This window comes from Burkholderia sp. ABCPW 11, assembly GCF_001523445.1.
GTDB lineage: Bacteria > Pseudomonadota > Gammaproteobacteria > Burkholderiales > Burkholderiaceae > Burkholderia.
Genome location: NZ_LOVM01000079.1, coordinates 1 through 1,985, shown reverse-complemented (window position 1 = coordinate 1,985; position 1,985 = coordinate 1). Strand labels below are relative to the sequence as shown.

At 62.6% G+C, this 1,985-nt stretch carries 1 pseudogene; it reads left to right on the top strand.

The annotated features are described in order from the left end of the window. Positions 1 to 12 precede the first annotated feature (12 nt). A pseudogene (locus WS61_RS35065) lies at positions 13 to 1,985 on the top strand (hemagglutinin); the annotation flags it as partial.

Genomic DNA, 1,985 nt, shown 5'->3' with positions numbered 1-1,985 from the left:
CACAACAGCNNNATCACGTCGCTCTCGACTTCGACCTCGACTGGTCTCTCCACGGCCAACAGCTCGATCACGTCGCTCTCGACCTCGACCTCGACTGGCCTGTCCACGGCCAACAGCTCGATCACGTCGCTCTCGACCTCGACCTCGACTGGCCTGTCCACGGCCAACAGCTCGATCACGTCGCTCTCGACCTCGACCTCGACTGGCCTGTCCACGGCCAACAGCTCGATCACGTCGCTCTCGACCTCGACCTCGACTGGCCTGTCCACGGCCAACAGCTCGATCACGTCGCTGTCGACCTCGACTTCGACCGGTCTGTCGACGGCCAACAGCTCGATCACGTCGCTGTCGACCTCGACTTCGACCGGTCTGTCGACGGCTAACAGCTCGATCACGTCGCTGTCCACGTCGACTTCGACTGGCCTGTCCACGGCTAACAGCTCGATCACGTCGCTCTCGACCTCGACCTCGACGGGCCTGTCCACGGCGAACAGCTCCATCACGTCGTTGTCGACCTCGACTTCGACGGGTCTGTCCACGGCTAACAGCTCCATCACGTCGTTGTCGACCTCGACTTCGACTGGCCTGTCCACGGCTAACAGCTCCATCACGTCGTTGTCGACCTCGACTTCGACTGGCCTGTCCACGGCTAACAGCTCCATCACGTCGTTGTCGACCTCGACCTCGACGGGTCTGTCGACGGCCAACAGCTCCATCACGTCGCTTTCGACTTCGACCTCGACGGGCATCAACTCGCTGTCCACCGGCCTGAGCTCGGTCTCGACGAAGACGGACAACCTCGGTAATAGCACCGCCTCGGCACTTGGCGGCGGTTCGACGTACGACCCGACGACGGGCAAGGTCTCGGCCCCGTCGTACACCACGTACAACGCGAATGGCACGACGTCGACCGCCAACAGCGTGGGCTCGGCGATCGACAACATCAACAGCCAGGGCATCAAGTACTTCCACGCGAACTCTACCGGCCCCGACAGCACCGCAACGGGTGCCGACGCTGTCGCCATTGGCTCCGGCGCTGTCGCCAGCACGGACAACTCCGTCGCGCTCGGCGCCAACTCGAAGACCACCGCGGCAACCGCCACGAGCAGCGCCACCGTCAACGGCGTGACGTTCAGCGGATTCGCTGGCGCCAATCCGGTCGGCGTCGTCAGCGTGGGTGATAGCGGCAAGGAACGACAAGTCACCAACGTTGCCGCAGGCCAGGTGACTCCGACCAGTACCGATGCGATCAACGGCAGCCAGCTGTATTCGGTCGCTCAACAAGTCGGTACTGCGACCAGCGCCATTTCGTCGCTGTCCACGTCGACTTCGACTGGCCTGTCGACGGCTAACAGCTCGATCACGTCGCTGTCGACCTCGACTTCGACCGGTCTGTCGACGGCTAACAGCTCGATCACGTCGCTTTCGACTTCGACTTCGACGGGTCTGTCGTCCGCCAACAGCTCGATCACGTCGCTTTCGACCTCGACCTCGACGGGTCTGTCGTCCGCCAACAGCTCGATCACGTCGCTGTCGACTTCGACTTCGACGGGTCTGTCCACGGCTAACAGCTCCATCACCTCGCTGTCGACCTCGACTTCGACCGGCCTGTCCACGGCTAACAGCTCGATCACGTCGCTGTCCACGTCGACTTCGACTGGCCTGTCCACGGCTAACAGCTCGATCACGTCGCTCTCGACCTCGACTTCGACTGGCCTGTCCACGGCCAATAGCTCCATCACGTCGCTCTCGACCTCGACTTCGACCGGTCTGTCCACGGCTAACAGCTCGATCACGTCGTTGTCCACGTCGACTTCGACTGGCCTGTCGACGGCTAACAGCTCGATCACGTCGCTGTCGACTTCGACTTCGACGGGTCTGTCGACGGCTAACAGCTCCATCACCTCGCTGTCGACCTCGACTTCGACCGGTCTGTCGACGGCCAACAGCTCGATCACGTCGCTGTCGACCTCGACTTCGACCGG